Below are 17338 nucleotides of genomic sequence, written 5' to 3'. Positions count from 1 at the left end.
CCCTGCCCTTCACCCTGCGAGGTTTCCATGAAAAAGCACTTCCACCTGCCCCTGCTTGCCGCCCTCCCCGCCCTTCTCGCCGCCTGTGGACCAGATGAGGTCGACACGGATGGGTACGGCCGCAGGGCTTTCAAAACCGAAACGGAATGCCGGGTGGCGTACAAGCGCGAACGCTCTCGCGGCCTGACCAACCCTTGCTCGGGAGAGCGCGTCGGCAGCAGCAGCCGCGTGATCTATTTCGGGCCGTACACCAGCACGTCCAGCAGCGGCACCCGGTACCTGGACTACACCAGCGCCGGCAAGGTGTCACAGAACGGCCTGAGCGTCTCCCCCACCGGGCGGGTCAATACGTACACCGCGCCCACTGTGTCGCGTGGCGGCTTCACCACCAGTGCCCGGGCCAGCGGCTCTGTCGGCAGCTGATGGGCCGGGTGGCGCCCCGACCGCCCCTGCCCCCCTACCGAGCGCTCACGCAGTCCGCACTACCCGAGCCGTTCTGCACCCTGCGCTGGGGTGCCACCCGGCTGGTGCTGCTGCTCGGGCCCTGGGCGGTCAAGTTGCCCAGCCCCGCCACGTGGCGCAGCTTCCTGCAGGGCCTCCTGGCGAACGATCAGGAGGCCCGCTTCGCGTTCGCGGATCTGGACTGGCCCCTGTGCCCCGTGCTCTGGGCCCTGCCCGGCGGCGCCGTCCTGGTGCAGCGCCGCGCCCGCCCCCTGACCGAGGCCGAATTCGCCGCGCTGCCCCGCGAGGCCTGGACGGACCTGCAGGACCTGGTCGAGTGGAAGCGTGACTCGTTCGGTGTCGTGGACGGGCAGATCGTCGCGGTGGACTATGGCTGAGCGGCGCCGCTACCGCTGGCTGACCGAAGGCGAGACCTACCTGTTTCAGATGGACGCGCGCAAGACCGGCGTGCCTGAGTGCCGGGGCCAGCGCGTCACCCTGCTGACCCTGTCCGCCCCACGCGCGGCCTTTCCCGGCTCGCGCAACGTCCTGATCCGCTTTCCGGACGGGCTGATCATGATCACTGTCCCGGGCGTGCTGCGCCCCCTGCCCAAGGAGCCCCCCATGCACACCACCGCCCCCGAGGTCCGCCCATGAGTGGCCGCGACCGCCGTCAGGCCCGTCGGGCCATCGAGCAGCACCAGCACCGCCCCGCCCTGGCCAGCCCACCCCCACCCGCCGCCGGGGTCCTGGGGGAGCCGATCGGCGCCGCCGCGCCCCTGCTGCGCCAGGACGCGCCAGGGCCCGCCGCCTCTCGCCCAACCCCGCCACCCCAGGCAGTGGCCGTGCCCGCGCCCCGAGTGGTGGCTGAGCCGGGGCCGCCCCCGACCACCGCCGAGCATGTGGGCAGCGCCCCCACCCCCGTGCCTTCCCTGGAGGCGCTACTGCAGCAGCGCTACCCCAGCCCTCCCGCGCCGGATCTGCCCCCGCCCCATGAGCAGGCCCAGGATCTGCGCGACCTCCTGGCGCCGCCCAGCCCGGCCGCCGCCGAGCAGCTACGCGCCCTGGGCATCACCGTGCCCACACCCCTGCCCGCGCACCTGCCGCTGCACCAGAGATTGCTGTTCGAACTGATCAAGGTGCACCTCCAGATGGGCCAGGATTACTACCCGCTGGACCGGCTGCACAGCGACCTGCCACAACTCAAAGAACTGGTGGGTGAGGTGCTGGCCTTTGAGCGCCCGCAGGGCGGTGCAGCGTGACCCTTCCTGCTTTGCCTGAAGCCACGCGGCACAGCCTGCGCACGGATTTGCGCCGCGTGGTGCAGCAACACCTCACCGCCTCTCGTGCCGTGGAGGTTCTGGGCGACCCGGAGGCCTGGACGTTCCATGCCACTGGCGAGCGGACCTGCACCACGCTGAATTGGCGCACCCCCGAGGGGTGGCATGTTGAAGTCCTAGTGTCGTTCAAACAGGAAGGCCAGGCCTGGTCTGGCCCCTGGGGCAGTGCCGCCACCTTCCGCCAGGACGGGCACCAGCTGGACCAGGAGAACACCAACGACCTCGCCCTCGTGCTGGAGAACTGCGCCCACCAGGTGCACGGCACCCGCGAGCGCAGGGAGGGCGAGGACTGGCGGGTCTGGTACGGCGAGGCAGACGATGAGTGAGGGCCCGCGCGCCCGCGTACCTGTGCCCAAAGTGCTCCCCTGCCCGGTCAAGGGGTGTTGCGGGCCGCGTGAGGTCCCAGTGGACGCCTCGCGCGCCGCGCAGGTTCTGGTGTGCCCGTGCGAGCAGCGCAGCCCACTGACCCTGACCCGCTCCGCACGGGGTCAGTGGGGCCTGGCGGAACTCCGGCCCCTGCCCGAGCACCGCGAGGCGCACAACCTGATCGCGCGCGCCCTTATGACCGGCCAGGTGTACCGGGACCGCACCGCCAGACGGCCCGTCGACCGCGCCCCGGACGCGCCCAGCGCCCAGATGGTTGAGGCGTATCAAGCCAGTTACAGCGTCGCGGTGCAGGCCTGCACCGCCCTCAGTCAGGGGCTGGTGGCGGACAGTCGCCGCCTCGCCGAGCGCGCCCTGGCCCTGCACGCTGCCTACCAGGCGCACGCCCGCACCGTGGCCCGGCGCCGCACGGCAGACGTGAAAACTGGCCGCTGGCACAACGGTGAGTGCTTCTGGGTGGAACTGGCGGTGCCGGACCCTGCGCAGCCAGATGCAGGCCCGGTGCGCCGCCGCTTCACCTTCCCCTTCCTCGCGGTCTGGGGCACGGCCCTCACGCTCCCGGAAGGGCGGGAACGCCGTGGCGATGAAGCGGAAATCCAGCAGGGCAGCCATACCCTGGCCCTGCTCAACGGGCCGGACATTGAGCGGGCCAGTGGCCTGCCCGTGGGGCCGGACGGCTGGCGGCAATTGCTGGATCTGCTTACGCGCTTCGAGTCCGGCAAGCCGGGGCAGGCGCCCGATCCACTGGAACTGGTCTGGTACAGCGAGAGTGGCAAGCTCACCCTGCGTCGCCACATCCGGCAGCGGTACCCGCGTGCCGTGCTGGCGCTGGAAGCGCTCCGGCGCGTGCTGACCCCTGTACAGCCCGCCTCGCGCGACCAGGACCTGGCCTTCGAATTGGACGACGAACCGGAATGGGTGGCCGATGCTCTCTCCCCGCCTGACCTGGACGATGAGATCTTGGAGTGAGGCCCGTTGACAGCCCGCGTACAATCGCCTATTTTTTTCTTACTGTGCACAACCTGTTTTAAATGCTACCGGCGCTGAAAAAGCGCCGTTTTGTTGTGCGCCCCAACACACCACTCATGCCCCGGCCTTCCCCGGGGCGTTTCTTTTGGAGGCCTCTTCTGACCCCACGCCTGCTCAATGATCAGGTCGAACTGGTGGAACTCGACCAGCTGCGCCCCCACCCGGAGAACCCAAACCGCGGCCGCCCTGAGGACATCGCCCATTCCATTCGTCAGAGCGGCTGGTGGGGCACCGTGACCGCGCAGCGCGGCACGAACCGCATCCTGGTTGGCGAGCACCGCTGGAAAGGCGCGCAGCTCGCTGGCCTGACGCACGTGCCCGTGTTCTGGGTCGACGTGGACGACGATCAGGCCCGCGTGATCCTGCTGGCGGACAACCGCTACGCGGAACTGGCCACGCGCGACCCGGAGGCCCTGCGCCAGCTGCTGGAGCACCTCGCCGGCGCCGGGCGCCTGGACGGCACTGGGTACACCGCCGTCGACCTGCAGGCCTTAATTGCCGAACTGGACGGCGAGGTGAAGCGCGAACTCCTCACCGACGAGGACGACGTGCCCACCCTGCAGGCGCGCACCATCGCCCAGCCCGGCGACCTGTGGACGATCGGGGAGCACCGCGTGGGCTGCGGGGACAGCACCGACCCCGCCCAGCTGCGGCGCGTGCTGGGCGACCGGCAGGCGGACCTGATCTGGACCGACCCGCCCTACAACGTGAACTACGAGGGCAAAACCAAGGACCGCCTGAAAATCGAGAACGACGCCATGACGCCCGAGCAGTTCCGCTCGTTCATGAATGCGTCGATGGCCTCCATGATTCAGGCGGTCAAGCCGGGCGGATGCATCTACGTGGCCTACGCCGAGCTGGAGTGCGAGACCTTCCACGCCTCGTTCCGCGCCGCCGGGTTCAAATACAGCCAGACCGTGGTGTGGGTGAAAAACGCGGCGGTGATGGGCCGACAGGACTACAACTGGCGGCACGAGCCCATGCTGTACGGCTGGCGGCCCGGCGCGGGGCACTACTTCGCCCAGGACTTCACGAACACCACGGTGATCGATGACAGTGTGGACCTGGCCAGCCTGAGCAAAGCCCAGCTCCTGGAGCTGCTGCAAGCCATTCGTGATGGCAGCACCGTGATCTACGAGCAGAAGCCGAACCGGAACGACCTGCACCCCACCATGAAGCCGGTCCGGCTCGTGCGGCGTCTCATGCTGAACTCCAGCCGACCCGGTGAACTCGTCCTGGACCCGTTCGGGGGCTCAGGCACCACCCTGATCGCCGCGCACCAGGGCGGCCGGGTCGCGGCCTTGAATGAGTTGGACCCGCAGTACGTCGACCAGATCATCCGCCGCGCGCAGGAGGCGACGGGGATGGTCGCCACGCGCCAGGACGGCGCAACATTCCACGAGGTTGCCCGGGAGGTGGCCGCATGAACGCACCCAAAGTCATCAGCCACGCGCTGGCCGAGCACCCCCTGAGCCACCTCGTCACCCTTGCGTGGGACCGCAACCCGCGCCGGCACGATCTGGAGGCCATCGCGGCCTCTCTCGGAAAATACGGATACAACGACCCCATCCTGATTGACGTCACGTCCGACCGGATCGCGTCGGGCCACGGCGTGCTGGCCTCGCTGCTGATCCTGCAGGCGGACGGGGGCCCAGCGCCGGCCAACGTGACGGTGCGCGGTGAAGAGTGGTACGTCACCTGCGTGCACGTCAAGCTGGCCCCGGGCGCGGTGGAGGGCTACGCCCTGGCCGAGACCCGGACCCGCGAACTCGGCGCCTGGGACGACGCCCTGCTGCTGGACGTGCTCTCCGAGCTGAGCGCCATCGACCCCACCCTGTACGGTACGGGTTTCACGCCCCAGGACCTCGAAGCCCTGACCGCGAAGGTGGGGGGCGAGCTGCCCGCCTCGTTCCACGAGGTGCCGGACCCCGTGCTGCCCCCACCCGGGGCCGTGCCCCCGCAGGCCTCCACTGGCCCCGCGCCCGCCGCTGCGGCCAGCGTCGCCAGTTCACCCGGCCAGCACGTTCCCGCGCCCCTGCCCGAAGCGCCGGCCGGCACGCGCCTGATCATCTGCCCGCACTGCCAGGGACAGATCCAGGCATGACGCGCCCCAGCTTCCTTCACGTGCCAGCCTACCCGGGGCTGCTCGAGCAGGCCTGGCAGGCCGCGCTGGCCCCCCGGGCGCCGGACGCCCCGACGGTCATCAGCACGTTTGCTGGACGTGGAGGGAGCAGCACCGGCTACCACATGGCCGGGTACCGCGAGTTGCTCGCCGTGGAGTGGGACGCGCACGCCGCCGACACCCTGCGCCTGAACTACCCGCACCTGGATGTGTACCACGGCGACATCGCGCAGCTGAGCGTGGCCGAGGTGTTGCGCCGCACCGGCCTGGCGCCGGGCGAACTCGACCTGTTCGACGGCTCGCCGCCCTGCCAGGGCTTTTCCACGATGGGCCAGCGTCAGCTGGACGACCCCCGTAACCAGCTGTTCCGCCAGTTCGTGCGGCTGGTGGACGGCCTGGCGCCCCGGACCTTCGTGATGGAAAACGTGCGGGGCATGGTGGCCGGGCCGATGCGGCAGATCTACGGTGAGGCGCTCGCCGCCCTGCGCGCGGCGGGGCCCGGGTACCGCACCGTGAGTGGCATCCTTGTGGCCTCGCAGCTCGGCGTGCCCCAGGCTCGCGGCCGCCTGATCGTCATCGGCGTGCGGGAGGACCTGGGCCTGCAGCCCACCCTGCCGCGCCCGCAGACGCGGCCGGTCACGGTGCGCGACGCCCTGTACGGCCTCTCCAACACACCACAAGGCATGAAGCTGCAGGACCACTGGATTCCCGTCTGGGCGCGCATCAAGCCGGGGCAGTCGTTCAAGGCGATTCACCCGAAGGGGCACCTGTTCAGCCACATGAAGATCTCGCCGGACCGGCCCAGTCCGACGATCCTCAAGACCGTGGGCGTGACGTGCGACGGCCGCGCGAACGCCGGGCTGTACCACTGGCGCTGGCCGCGCCTGATGACCATCCCCGAACTCAAGCGCCTGGGGAGCTTCCCCGACGCCTACCAGTTCGCCCGTGCCGGCGATGAGGTGGACGACTTCATTGCCGCCTGGAACGGTATCGGCAACAGCGTGCCGCCCCTCATGACCCGCGCAATCGCGCAGCACATCCGAGGCACCATCCTCCGGAGGTAGTGGCGTGGGCCGAAAAGTGCTCCCTGGACGCTTTACAGATCTGGCGGCGTTCGTGCTGCAGTGCGAGGCCCTGATCCGGCGCGAGGGGCCGGGCGCCACCGTGGTGATTCACTGGTCTGGCCCTGCGCCCCGCTCCGGCCGCCGCGAGATCGCCCCGGGCGGCCTTTACGCGCGGCACCTCGGCCCCACCCCGGACCAGCCCGGCTGGCGGGCCTATGAGGTGGGCGCCCAGGCCTTCGTGGCGGCGGCGGCGCAGCACCGCCTCGTGGAGTGGCGGCCCCGCCCTAAAGCCCCGCCCTGATCCCCCTTCCCCAGCGGCCCGCCTCCCCCGAGCGCGGGCCGCGCCCCTGTTCCCCTGAGAGGTGACCCCTATGGCCCTACGCGGGCGGAAAACCAAACTCACCCCCGCCCTGCAGGAGAAATTCATCCGCGCGGTGCGCGCCGGCAACTGCGTCGAGACCTGCTGCGACTACGTCGGGATCAACCCCGACACCTACTACGAGTGGCAGAAGCGCGGCCAGCAGGGGGGCGCCGCCAACGAGATCTACCGCGAGTTCCGCGCGGCGGTCCTGGACGCCCAGGCCAGCGCCGAGATCGAAAGCGTGGCCCGCATTCGCCTGTCCGGCCAGAAGGGCAACTGGCGGGCGGATGCCTGGTACCTGGAACGGCGCCACCCCGACCGCTGGGGCCGCCAGCGCGTGGAGGTCACGGGCAAAGACGGTGCACCGTTGCACCCACCCGCCCCCACCCACCTGCCCCCCGACGCGCCCTACGAGGACGTCATGGCGGCCTACGACCGCCTCATCAAGGAGGAACCATGATCCGAGCTCTGTTTCAGCTCCTGCGCCAGCGCCTCTCCCCACCGCTCCCCCAGACCCCTGCAGCTCCTCTGGTGCCGCCAGCGGTCCCCTCTGGCCACCACGATGACCAGCCCTCTGCGGCTGAGCGCATCCTCAAGACTTTTGGGGAACAGATCGTGGTGCTGTGCCCCCGGCGCGATGACGCGCTCTCCGCCCTGGACGCGGCAGGCATCAGCCCGGTTGGCATTGTCATCGTGACCTCGCCAGAGGACCTGCGTGGCCTGAGGCACACCTTGGTGATTCACCGGGTGGGTCGGCCTTTTGCCCGGGATGGAGAGGCCCGGTTGCAGGCCATCTTGGCGACTTCTGGCGTGAAGTACCGCCTGTACTTCGGTCTCTAACCTCACTCCACGTCACCCCAGGAGGTGAATCATGCCCCGTGCGGCCAAGTCCCCTGCTTCGTCCAAGCGGGGTAGCACCAAACCTGCAGATAAGAAGGTCCAGGCGTCCGCCAAGGCAAAGCAACCTCAGGTGGAAGCGGCGCCCCCGCCCGCGCCGCCTGAGCTGACCCCTGCCGCCCAGGACTTCATGGCGAAGTACGAGCGCTGCTCCCCCCAGGAGCGCCGGTTCGTCATGGCGAAACTGGACTTCAAAAACAACACGGAAGCGGCGAAAGACGCCGGCTACAGCGAGCGCACCGCCAAGGAGCAGGGAAGCCGCCTGTTAACCCGTGTTCACGTCAGCGAGGCAATCCGGGCGGGCTGGATTGCGCGCGGATACACGCGCGAGAGCCTCCAGGCCGCCATTCACGAGATGCTGGAATTCGACCCGGGCGAGGTCACCTCCTACGTGAACGAGAAGGTGACGGACTGGGAGGAGGTGCTGGCCAGCACCGTCCTGGCCGACGTCCGGGCGGAACTGGAAGCGGCAGAGGACATGCTGCGCGCCTTACCTCCGGTGCCGAAGAAAAAGCGGGGGCAGCCGGACGAGCCCGACCCCTATGAGGTGGAGCGCGCCACCCTAGAGCGCGAGGTGGCCCAGTTGCGCCGGCGGGAAACGACGCTGGCCATTCAGGTGCGCAAGAACCCGGACGTCACGGTGCTGGAACCGCGTACCCGCCTGAAGCCCACGCCCTACATCGACCTGGACAAGGTGCAGCGGGCGGGGAAGCACAAGTTCATCAGTGCGGTGAAGACCACGGCGCACGGCCGGAACGTGGAGCTGATCAGCCTGCTGGACGTGGTCAAACTGGCCGGCAGTTCGCTGGGCCTGTTCAGTGAGCACCACATTCACACCGGGCCGGATGGCGGGCCGATCCAGAATCAGACCACGTTCAACGCGGACAAGGCCACGGGTGAGCAGATCGCGCAGGAGTACGCGAAGTTGCTGGAGCAGGTGAAGTGACCGCGCCCGGCCCGAACCTCAGCGCCCTGGCCCAGCGCAAAGTCCTGATTGAAGAGGCCGTGATGGCCTTCAGCGAGCGGGTGAAACGCCGCTTCGAAACGGAAGGGCGGCGCCGGTTGCGCCTCCTGCAGAAATGCATTGAGGACGCCGAGGCCCGGGTCGTGGCCTTGGCCGCTGCCCGGATTGACCCGGTCACGTTCCTGAACGACTGGGTGTGGCTGTACGAGCCGCGCAACCCGGGCCGGGGCCTGCCCGCCATGCTGCCCCTGACCCTGCGCCCCCGGCAGGTGGATTTCATCCGGTTCCTGCAGGACCTGCGCCGGCGCCGCAGGAACGGCCTCGTGGAGAAAAGCCGCGACGAGGGCATGACCTGGATCGTGATCGGCTACTACATCCATTGCTGGCTGTTCGAAGCGGGCTTCAGTGGCGGCCTGGGCAGCCGCAAGCTGGACCTGGTGGACAAGAGCGGGGACCTCGACACCCTGTTCGAGAAGGCCCGCTTCATCGTCCGGCGCCTGCCCGCGTTCCTCAGACCCCAGGGCTTCTCGGAGAAGCTGCACAGCAAGGAAGCCCTGCTGCTGAATCCGGCCAACGGGGCCAGCATCAAGGGCGAGGGCGGGGACAACATCGGGCGCGGGGGGCGCTCCTCGATCTACTTCGTGGACGAGCACTCCAAAGTGCCCCGCGCCGACAGCGTGCACGCCGCGCTCTCCGCGAACACCGACGTGATCGTGTATGGGGGCACGCCCCACGGGCGAAACAACCTGTTCGCCCGCATCGCCCACAACCTGATTCCCGGCGACCCGTGGGAGAAATTCACCTTCAACTGGCGCGACAACCCGGACAAGAACTACGCGCTGGACGTGCCCGCCGCGAACAGCCAGGGCACCGAAGTCATCTACCCCTGGTACCTGTTCGAGAAATCCAAAAGCGTCGATCAGGCGCTGTTCGAACAGGAAGTCGACATCAGCTACGACGCTGAGACGAAAAACCAGATCATTCTCGGCGCATGGGTGCAGGCGGCGCGGGCGCTCAAGCTGGAGGGCACCCTGCCCCTCACAGCAGGCCTGGACGTGGGCGACACCGGACCAGACGCCACCACGTACGCCAGCCGCGCAGGCCCGGCCGTCACCCGCATGCAGGCGCTCAACTCGGAGGAAGCGCCGCAGGAAACGCACGAACTCGCCACCCGCGACGGCGTGGATCTGCTGCAATACGACCGCAACGGCGTGGGTGCCGCGATCGCCGCGACGGTCGCCCGCCGCACCGACCGGACCTACCAGGTGCGGGGGGTCTTCAACGGCGGCAAGCCCAGCCGCACGGTCTACGATGACTCCCAGACGCCCGCAAATCTTCGTTTCGCCAATTTCGCCACCGAATGCTGGTGGCGCCTTCGCCTGCGCTTCCAACGCACCTGGGAGCGGATGGAGCAGGGCGCCCCGCACCTGGACGAGGACTGCATCAGCCTCGCGCACCTGCCCGCCGGCGAGGACCTGAACACCCTGATGTCGCAACTGTCCCAGGCGACCTACAGCCGCGTGGGCACCAGCGACAAGCTCACCGTGAACAAGAAAGGCGGGGACGCACGGAAAGGCGAGGGGGGCAAGTCGCCCAACCACGCCGAAGCCCTGATCTATGCCTTCGCGCCGCCCCCCACCGAGCCGGAAGCCCCCCAGAACTGGGTGGCTGCGGCAGCCGCCACCATTCCAGATCCCCAAGGAGGTGATGACTACGAACTTGATTCTTGGTCCTGACGGACACCCCGTAAGCAGCCAGACGGAAAGCACCGCGCAGGCCGCGCCCCTCGTGCCGGGCGGCCACATGAATCTGCCCGGCCTGGGCGTGGTGGCTGGGGTCACGCCCGGCCACACCGGGGGCTGGACCTACGCTGACCCGGCCATGGCCAACGGCCCGTACGGCGGCAACCGGCACCACGCCCGCCAGCTGTGCCGCGCCCTGTACTTCATGCCCAATCCCCTGTTTCGCGGCGCCATCCAGCTGGTCACGGCCTTCCTCTCCGGGGACCACTTCACCTACGCCCCACACGAGGACAAGGATGTGAACCGGGCGCTGGACCAGTTCTGGCAGGCGAACAGCCTGGGCGAACTCTTCACCTTCCGCTTCCTTACCGAGCTGTACCTGGACGGTGAGAACGCCACGGTGTTCCCCACCGGGGACGATGACCCGGGCCCGAACATGCCCGCCCGCATCGCCTTCCTGGATGTAAACGAGGTGCTGCTGGACTGGGACACGAGGCGCGGCGCGGTGGCCAGTGACATGGCCACACGTGTGCGCGTCAGCGACGGCCCCGGCCGCTTCCGCACCTGGGAAGCCGGCGAGTTCAGCTGGACGGCCTTCGACGCGATGTACAACGACGCGCGGGGCTGGCCCATCGCCCTGGGCGCCGCGCACGCCGCCGTGGCGTACGTGGCAATGGCGAACAACCGCCTGAACCTGCACGAGGTGCAGCAGCGCATCATCGCCGTGTACACCGCCGCGATGAATCCAGCGGGCACGGACCCGCAGGGCCGGCCGGACGGCGGGATGAGCCAGTGGAACGCCAAGCGGCGCGCGTTTGCTGCCATTCCGGAGCGGGGTGGGGTGTTCCCCCTCGTCACCAGCCCCGGCTGGCAGGATGCCGAAGGCCGGCGGTACGACGGCTTCACCGAGAAGCTGGAATTCCCGCACCCGGCCCGGGGCGCGACGGAGGCGGCGCACGACCAGCGCACGTTCCTGCGCATGGTGGGCCTCGCCCTGGGCGGCCTGCCCGAGCATTGGCTGGGCGAAGGCAACAACGCCAACCGGGCCACTGCCAGTGAGATGAACACCCCCGCCATCCGCCTGGGCCAGCAGCGCCAGGGCCTGGGCCGCGCCTGGCTGGACCGCGTCTTCCGTATGGAGCTCAAGCGGCGCTACGGCCCGGACAAGCTGTACACCACGTACCGCTACGAGGGGCAGGGCGCCGGGCGGCGGAGAAAGCGCCTGCGGGTGCCCGCCGATCTGATCGAGATCAACTGGAGCTTCCCCAACATCTCCCAGGAAAGCCTGGAGGTGCTGCTTAAGCGTGCCCAGGCTGCCTCGAAAGAGAACTGGGCCAGCCCCGAAACACTCTCCGCCAGCGTGGGCTTCGACCCGGCTGTCGAGGAAAGCCAGCTCGCCGCGCGGGGCCTGCCGTTCGGCAAGAGCGCGGCCACCACAAACACGCCGCCCGCCAACGCCAAGGCGGGCAAAGGAGGTGATGACGATGCCAAAGACCCCGCACCCGACCCCGCCGACGATCCTGCGTGAACCCGCGCCGCTCCCGGACGGCACACCCGACGTGCACGAGAGTGGCCCGCGCCCGAAACGCAAGCCCAGACGCGAACAGAACGACCACACGCCCCCGGAGGTGCTGCGTGAAGGATGAACCGTTGAGTTTCCCGGACACTGCTGAGGCGATCGTGCAGACCTGCATCAACACGCGGCGCCTGTACGACCCGGCTGTGCCGGTCGAGGACCTAGAGCTGCTGGGGGAATTGACCCCGGACGACGTACGCAAGGCCCGCGAAACGCGGCTGCACCTGCAACACGACGTGGACCTCACCCCCTACCGGGGTGCCGCGTCGGCCGAGCAGCTGCAAACCCTGCATGAGCGCATCACGGCGACCGGCGTGCAGCCGCAGTGGCGAAGTCCCCTGCAGCTGCGGCTCACCCTCTTCACCGCCCCCGAGTCCCCACAGGAGGTCTGACATGAACCCCAGCAACCGTTCGCCCTGCACTGAAGCGGCCACCCTGCACCTGATGGAAGCGGCCGGCCAGGCGCCCACCACCGCCCGCCGCAGTCTCCGCCCGCCGAAGTCCGTGGTGACGCTCGAGCGGGTGCAGGCGCGGGGTGTAGCGGAAGGCCAGAAGGCCGAGAACGTCAGCCTGCACGAGGACGTGCCCCTGCGCGTCAAGGCCCGCCTGACCGAAGAAGTGCGCGACGGCGTGATGGTCACGTTGGTTAAGGCAGACGTCGCGATCTGCGACATCATCAACCGCAACGGCCGGTACTACCCCCGGTCCTGCTACGAGGCGGCCAACGCCGCAGCGGGGCCGGACATGGAGGACGGTGGCCTGTGGGCGCTGATGGACCACCCGGAGTGGTGGGAGCCGGTGCGCGGCAGCATGCAGAAGATCGCCACGAAATGGACGGGCCTGACCATTGAGGAAGGCCGGGAAATCGAGTGGCCAGTCGGCAGTGGCACCACCCGGAAGGTGGACATGGTCGTGGCGGAAGGCGAGATCGTCGACACGGCTGTGGGCAGCGACATCAAAGGGCTGCTGAAAAGTGGCATTCGCGTCGGCATCAGCACGAACGGGTACGGCTCCGCCGTCTGGAAGAAAGCGTCGGAGCTGGACCCGAACTACTACGACCCGGACGCGCTCATTCCGGTGGTGCAGGACGACTACCGGTACAACTCCATCGACTACGTTTCCGACCCGAGCAACATCGGTGGCCGCGCACGCACCGAAGCGTCAGAAGCGTTTGACCCCGACGACCTGGACGTGCCGGCGCCCATTCGCCCACAGGAGGGCAAGATGCACGCAATTCTGAAAGCGCTGTGCGAGAAGCACGGCAAGACCCTGGAGCAGGTTAAGAAAGAGCACGCGCCGGAGTACTACATGGCGCTGGAGCAGATCGCCGATCAGGCGGCGGCGGCCAGCGGCACGCCCACCACCCCGGCCCAGCCCGCCACCCCGGGCAACGCCGGGCCCAACGCCCCCCCGGCGCCGCAGCCCGCGCCCCAGCCTGCTCCGCAGCCCACCCCGCAGAACACGCAGGAAAACGCGGCGGGGCGCGGCAACAGCACGCTGGAAAACACCCTGCTGGTCCAGCAGGGCCAGATCGCGGCCCTGGAGCGCCAGCTGCGTGACAGTGAGCGTGACCGCATGGTGGAAACGGCCCTGCTGCGCGCCAACCTGCCCACCGTGGGCACCTTCGGCGAAGGGGAAGGGGCCGTGGACATGGACGCCACCTTCCGCGCCGATCTGATGCGCGGCGCCCGGGCGGCCACCGACACGGCGACCGCGCACGCCTTCATTGAAGGGCAGATCGCCCAGCGCCGCCACCTCACGCAGCACCTCGCCACGCCTGCTTCCGCACCCACGCCCGGGCCTTGGGACTACCTGAGCCGCGAAAGTCGCGGGGGCGTGCAGGTGCCCGCTGGTGACACCAGTGCGCCCCGCACGGTGCCGGTACCGGCTGACAACAGCTTCATGGACCTGGCCAGCGACTTCGATCTGCACTAAGCCGTGGCGACTGCCACAGGCACCAACCCTCTCCCCCACAGGAGTTCAGCATGAGCACATTCCCCACCACGACGCCGTTTGTTCCACCCTTCAAAAGCGACGACGGGATCGGCATTGCCCTGGCTGTCCAGGTGCCCGCCAACGCCCGCCAGGGCCACCCCATCGCCCTGGGCAACGCCGGGTTCTTCGGCATTCCCCGCACGCCCCGCGCCACGGCCGAGACCATTGCGTCGGGCCAGGCGGCGGCAGGCCTGCGCGCCGGCGAAGCCACCACCTACTTCCCTGGCGTGGGCATGGCCATCAGGGTCGGCACCCTGCCGAATGACATCGCCCTCTGGAGCAAGGTGTATCAGGCCCCGGACGGCACCTACACCGGCACAGAGGGCGGGAACCTGTTCGTGGGGTGGCGTTTCCCCCGCGACATGGTCGGCGTCCGGTACAACAGCTAACCCCCATTCGGAACGGGACGGCGGCCTCCTCAGGGGCCGCCGTCTTGCGTTGCCCGCCCTCTCCCCTGCCCCAGGAGGCACCATGTCCCGATTTGAAACCCTGCGCCATAAGATGCTGGACGCCGTTCGCACCGGCCAGGCCCGGCGCTTCTACGAAAGCACCGGTGTGACCCCCAGCACCGGGAACCTGACCCAGCAGGCGAACCACCTGACCGCCACGGTGCTCGCCATGAGCTGCATCCGCAAGTTCTACGAGGGCTACTTCGGCACCCTGCTGGGCGAGAAAATCGCCGAGGGCCGCAAGCTGCGGACCAGCGATGACAAGGCCTACGCCGCCGCCATGCGCACGTACGAGAGCCTGATTCCCGATCTGCGCGGCATCCGGGCGGAAATGCGGGTGGTCGAGGCCATGACCAGCAGCGACCTCGCGTACGGCATCGCGGCCGCGCGCGACGCGGTGCGGCGCGAGAACCTGCCACCCTTCCAGACCGACCTGTTCGACATCGTGCGCCGCCGCACCGTGGAGGACTTCAACCCGGTGCGGGCACGCGGCGGCGTGAACCTGCTCAACCGCTTCCTGACCCTCGTGGCGGAAGGCGCGAACGTGGAGTACACCGGCTGGGTCGGGCAGGGTGAGTTCTACAGCGTGGCGAAGTACGAGCTGGCCCTGGCCCTGACCTGGGAAGCCCTGCAGAAGGACAAGCTGGGCGAATTTCAGGACGCCATGTACGAGCTGGGCCAGGCCGCCGCGCGCACCCGCGCGTGGGCGGTGGTGGACGCCATCCGGCGGATGGCCAACCGCCTCCCGTTGCCCAACGGCGGCCTGGGGCCGAACATCAGCAACATCAACGCGGTGCGCAGTTACCTGGCCAACCAGCTTGACGCGCAGGGCCGCCCCGTGGCGCGCGCCCTGACGGACCTGTTCGTGCCAATTGGGCACGTGGGCACCGCTGACACCGCGATGGCCAGCCAGCAGCTGGCCTATGTCGGTTACGCTGCCGGCAACCCCCAGCAGCTGCCCACCGCCAACCCGGTCTACCGGGCGGCCACGGTGCACGGCGAGGAAATTCTGACGCTGATGGGCGTGGACGACTACCCCGGCCACAACATCAACGACTGGATTGCGGTGGCGCGCGGCACCACCCCCGTGGAAGTCGCGGTGCTGCGCGGCTTTGAGGGTGGGCCCCGCACCCTGACCCGCATCGCGGAAACCGTCGAATTCGACAGTGGGTCGTTCAGCCAGATGATCTTTGAAGTGAAGGTTCTGGACGCCCTGGGCGCGGCGGTGTCGGACAAGACCGGCATCCTGATCGCCAGCGGCAACAGCAACCTCCAGCAGTAACTCGCACCGTCCAATCGCCCCCTTCCCCGCCCTGGTCTGACGTGATCAGGGCGGCGTCCTTTGAGGTATCCCATGACCAATAAAAGCTCGGCCCTGCCCAAGCAGCTTGTGACCACCGCTCTGCTGTGGGTGGAGTCCCGTCAAACGTTCCTCCAGCCGGGGCAGGCCTACGACGTGGACCCTGACAACGAAGCGCAGGTGAAAGAAGCGCGCGAGTACCTGAACAAGGGATTCCTCGCCGAGCCTGAGGAGATCGAGCGCCGCCGCAACCCGGAGGCCGCCGCCGCCCGCGCTGAAGCGCAGAAAGCCGCGCAGGAACTCGCTGGCCTGCGCGCGGAACTGGAGCAGGCCAGGCGGGACGCCCGCGAAACAGTGGACCTGCGCGCCAGCCTCAAAGAGCGGGATAGCCGGATTGCGACGCTGCAGGGGGACCTGCAGGCCGCAAACAGCACGGCGGCGCAGCACCAGCGCACCGCGTCCGATCTCCAGCAGCAGGTCGAAAATCTGCAGGCGGGCGCTGGCTCGGGCGACGAGAAGCTGCAGGCGGAACTGACCGGGGTGGCCACGGCCCTGCAGGGCGAGTACTCGGACGAGGAACGCGCCGCCGCCACGCCCCCCAAGCCAGCCGCCGTGATTGCCCGCGTGCTGCAGGACCGCGACGCCCTGAAAAAGCGCGTGGAAACTTTCGAGACCCTGTACGGCACGGCGCAGGGGACGGATCTACCCGGTAACTTCCTGAGGCGTGGCCCCCTGTCGAAGATGGGCCTGACCACCTACGAGAGCCTGCGCGGCCGCCCGGCCAAGCAGCTCACCGCAATTGAGGGCATCACGGACGAGGAGGCGGCGAAGATCGTGGCCCTGGTTGAGGCGCACTTCAAGTCGGCCGAGGGCTGAGCCGTGACCGCCCCGGAATTGACCGGGTCGGACATGGTGCGCCGCCTGCACGGGGAGCAGCACCTGACCGCTGCAGACTTCAATCTGGAGCCCACGGCCTACCAGAATCTGGTGGATCTCTGGGTGGAGCTGGCCAGCGAGCGAGAGGGGGTCAGTCTTCAGCAGCGGCGGGCGCACGTGCGGGTGCTGGCCCTGAAGGCCGTGATCCAGATCCTGATCGGCGAGGATGACAAGTTCCGCGCGGAGGGGAGCATCACGACCGAGAAAAACGTGATGGCGCGCGTGAATCTGCTCCAGGGCTGGTTGAAGGATGCGGAGACGGAAGCTGGTCTGGTCGCGCCCGTCACGCCGGTCGCCCAGGTGGGCCAGGCGAACCCGGAGCCTGAGTTCGCGGAGTGGGGGCTGCGGTGACCCGGCGCGCAGACCCCCGGCTGGACCGGAAGCGCGCGCAGGCAGCGAAGGCCATTCGCCGGAACGCGTCGCTGATGTTCCGGCACGAGGGCACGTTCGAACACACGCAGGGCAGCCGCACCACCCTGTACCCCTGCACGTTTAGCGTGAAAGATCCGGTGGAAGGCAGCCGTGATGAAGTGGCCGCTGCCCAGGCGTTCGCCACAGCGGAGGACGTGCCTTTCCGCGACATCCGCATCCTCACGGTCGACCCGACCGTCACGCGGCCACCGAAAGGCTCATTCCTGCAGGAGCGGTGGGACGGGGGCCGCCTGGAAGTGCGCAGCTGGGGCCAGCGCGATGACTTCACCGACATGGGCCGGGCCCTGTGCATCATCCGGAGGTGAA

At 68.8% G+C, this 17338-nt stretch carries 22 protein-coding genes; all 22 read left to right on the top strand.

What is annotated here, in order from left to right:
- Positions 1-27: 27 nt before the first annotated feature.
- The 22 genes from K7W41_RS18695 to K7W41_RS18590 all read left to right on the top strand — a co-directional run bounded on the left by K7W41_RS18695 (position 28) and on the right by K7W41_RS18590 (position 17337).
- A complete protein-coding gene (locus tag K7W41_RS18695) occupies positions 28-423 on the top strand; it encodes a hypothetical protein (protein ID WP_224611773.1) in 396 nt (131 codons plus the stop codon).
- 8 nt (positions 424-431) lie between these two features.
- Positions 432-839 (top strand): hypothetical protein, encoded by a 408-nt coding sequence (locus K7W41_RS18690; RefSeq protein WP_224611772.1) that lies wholly within the window; start codon positions 432-434, stop codon positions 837-839.
- Complete coding sequence (locus K7W41_RS18685) at positions 832-1098, top strand: hypothetical protein (RefSeq protein ID WP_224611771.1); 267 nt, start codon at positions 832-834, stop codon at positions 1096-1098. Before K7W41_RS18690 ends, K7W41_RS18685 begins: the two co-directional genes overlap by 8 nt.
- Positions 1095-1703 (top strand): hypothetical protein, encoded by a 609-nt coding sequence (locus K7W41_RS18680; protein ID WP_224611770.1) that lies wholly within the window; start codon positions 1095-1097, stop codon positions 1701-1703. Before K7W41_RS18685 ends, K7W41_RS18680 begins: the two co-directional genes overlap by 4 nt.
- Positions 1700-2107, top strand: coding sequence for a hypothetical protein (locus tag K7W41_RS18675; protein WP_224611769.1), 408 nt, complete (start codon positions 1700-1702; stop codon positions 2105-2107). The genes K7W41_RS18680 and K7W41_RS18675 overlap by 4 nt, the downstream gene beginning before the upstream one ends.
- A gap of 79 nt (positions 2108-2186) precedes the next feature.
- On the top strand, positions 2187-3134 hold the full coding sequence (locus K7W41_RS18670) for a hypothetical protein (protein ID WP_224611768.1): 948 nt from the start codon (positions 2187-2189) through the stop codon (positions 3132-3134).
- Positions 3135-3250: 116 nt separating this feature from the next.
- Positions 3251-4621: a DNA methyltransferase gene (locus K7W41_RS18665; protein ID WP_224611767.1), complete on the top strand. Its 1371-nt coding sequence runs from the start codon at positions 3251-3253 to the stop codon at positions 4619-4621.
- Complete coding sequence (locus K7W41_RS18660) at positions 4618-5298, top strand: ParB N-terminal domain-containing protein (RefSeq protein WP_224611766.1); 681 nt, start codon at positions 4618-4620, stop codon at positions 5296-5298. The genes K7W41_RS18665 and K7W41_RS18660 overlap by 4 nt, the downstream gene beginning before the upstream one ends.
- Positions 5295-6380 carry a DNA cytosine methyltransferase gene (locus K7W41_RS18655; RefSeq protein ID WP_224611765.1) on the top strand — a complete coding sequence of 362 codons (1086 nt, stop codon included), beginning with the start codon at positions 5295-5297 and terminating at the stop codon, positions 6378-6380. Before K7W41_RS18660 ends, K7W41_RS18655 begins: the two co-directional genes overlap by 4 nt.
- A 4-nt stretch (positions 6381-6384) precedes the next feature.
- A complete protein-coding gene (locus K7W41_RS18650) occupies positions 6385-6681 on the top strand; it encodes a hypothetical protein (protein ID WP_224611764.1) in 297 nt (98 codons plus the stop codon).
- 70 nt (positions 6682-6751) lie between these two features.
- The gene (locus tag K7W41_RS18645) at positions 6752-7201 is read left to right on the top strand and encodes a hypothetical protein (RefSeq protein ID WP_224611763.1); all 450 of its coding nucleotides are present in this window, start codon (positions 6752-6754) and stop codon (positions 7199-7201) included.
- Positions 7198-7581, top strand: coding sequence for a hypothetical protein (locus K7W41_RS18640; protein ID WP_224611762.1), 384 nt, complete (start codon positions 7198-7200; stop codon positions 7579-7581). The genes K7W41_RS18645 and K7W41_RS18640 overlap by 4 nt, the downstream gene beginning before the upstream one ends.
- A 31-nt stretch (positions 7582-7612) precedes the next feature.
- Positions 7613-8584 (top strand): terminase small subunit, encoded by a 972-nt coding sequence (locus K7W41_RS18635; RefSeq protein ID WP_224611761.1) that lies wholly within the window; start codon positions 7613-7615, stop codon positions 8582-8584.
- A complete protein-coding gene (locus tag K7W41_RS18630) occupies positions 8581-10338 on the top strand; it encodes a hypothetical protein (protein WP_224611760.1) in 1758 nt (585 codons plus the stop codon). The genes K7W41_RS18635 and K7W41_RS18630 overlap by 4 nt, the downstream gene beginning before the upstream one ends.
- Positions 10310-11872 (top strand): hypothetical protein, encoded by a 1563-nt coding sequence (locus tag K7W41_RS18625; protein WP_224611759.1) that lies wholly within the window; start codon positions 10310-10312, stop codon positions 11870-11872. Before K7W41_RS18630 ends, K7W41_RS18625 begins: the two co-directional genes overlap by 29 nt.
- Positions 11873-11979: 107 nt before the next feature.
- On the top strand, positions 11980-12312 hold the full coding sequence (locus K7W41_RS18620; RefSeq protein WP_224611758.1) for a hypothetical protein: 333 nt from the start codon (positions 11980-11982) through the stop codon (positions 12310-12312).
- A gap of 1 nt (position 12313) precedes the next feature.
- Positions 12314-13855 carry a hypothetical protein gene (locus K7W41_RS18615; protein WP_224611757.1) on the top strand — a complete coding sequence of 514 codons (1542 nt, stop codon included), beginning with the start codon at positions 12314-12316 and terminating at the stop codon, positions 13853-13855.
- Positions 13856-13905: 50 nt separating this feature from the next.
- Entirely contained in the window at positions 13906-14304 is a 399-nt protein-coding gene (locus K7W41_RS18610) for a hypothetical protein (RefSeq protein ID WP_224611756.1), read from the top strand.
- A gap of 82 nt (positions 14305-14386) precedes the next feature.
- Positions 14387-15646: a phage major capsid protein gene (locus K7W41_RS18605; RefSeq protein WP_224611755.1), complete on the top strand. Its 1260-nt coding sequence runs from the start codon at positions 14387-14389 to the stop codon at positions 15644-15646.
- 72 nt (positions 15647-15718) lie between these two features.
- Positions 15719-16540: a hypothetical protein gene (locus tag K7W41_RS18600; protein WP_224611754.1), complete on the top strand. Its 822-nt coding sequence runs from the start codon at positions 15719-15721 to the stop codon at positions 16538-16540.
- 3 nt (positions 16541-16543) lie between these two features.
- Positions 16544-16951, top strand: coding sequence for a hypothetical protein (locus K7W41_RS18595; protein ID WP_224611753.1), 408 nt, complete (start codon positions 16544-16546; stop codon positions 16949-16951).
- Positions 16948-17337, top strand: coding sequence for a hypothetical protein (locus K7W41_RS18590; protein ID WP_224611752.1), 390 nt, complete (start codon positions 16948-16950; stop codon positions 17335-17337). The genes K7W41_RS18595 and K7W41_RS18590 overlap by 4 nt, the downstream gene beginning before the upstream one ends.
- The last annotated feature ends 1 nt before the right edge of the window (position 17338 follow it).

Origin of the sequence: Deinococcus multiflagellatus (assembly GCF_020166415.1) — a bacterium.
Lineage (GTDB): Bacteria > Deinococcota > Deinococci > Deinococcales > Deinococcaceae > Deinococcus > Deinococcus multiflagellatus.
This window is presented reverse-complemented; position numbering and strand designations above follow the sequence as displayed.